The organism is Grimontia marina (genome assembly GCF_900060185.1).
GTDB classification, from domain to species: domain Bacteria; phylum Pseudomonadota; class Gammaproteobacteria; order Enterobacterales; family Vibrionaceae; genus Enterovibrio; species Enterovibrio marinus.
Genome location: NZ_FIZY01000253.1, coordinates 1 through 594, shown reverse-complemented (window position 1 = coordinate 594; position 594 = coordinate 1). Strand labels below are relative to the sequence as shown.

Sequence of the window (594 nt, the reverse complement as noted above, 5' to 3'; positions counted from 1 at the left end):
AGATAAATAAGAAGGGGAAAAGGGAAACAGAAGAGAAGGAGAAAACAAGGGAAAAGGAAGATGGGAAGAGAGAAATACAGTAGACGGTTGAGAGAAAGGAAAAAAAAGGGAGGAGGAAGTAGAAGAAAAGAGAAGAGGGGATAAAAAGAAGGAAAAGGAAAGGAAAAGAAGAGGAAAAAACGGAGGAAAAGAGGGAAGAAGGAAGAAGAAAAAATATAAAAAGATATATAGAAAACAAAGTATTGAAGAGGAAAAGGAAGAAAAGTAAAACACGAATCGGTGATAAGTGAATTGTAATGAAAAAAGAGAAGGAAAGAGCAGTTGGAGGGGATGTTGAACTTTGGTGGTAGAATTTTGTTATAGGAATAAGAGTTTTAGGAGGGGCGAGGTGTGTGCTGGGTGGTTATGAAAAACGAAGAAGCCTTAACAAAGCATAAGACGGTCAGAGCAGAAGTATTCGGGCAGCGTTTGTGGGGCACTTCTGCTGCGTTATCAGCTTCTCATGTAGGCCAGCTAATAATCCAAGCCTGGGCTTCTCATACATTCCTCACAAACCGCAGCAAACACGACCACTACAGCACAACATCACGCAGC

The 594-nt window shown here is 40.9% G+C and carries 1 protein-coding gene; it reads left to right on the top strand.

All coding sequences use genetic code 11. From position 1 onward, the window contains the following. Window positions 1–405 precede the first annotated feature (405 nt). Window positions 406–594: hypothetical protein (locus GMA8713_RS28385; protein WP_232314581.1), on the top strand; the 189-nt coding region annotated here is incomplete at its 3' end.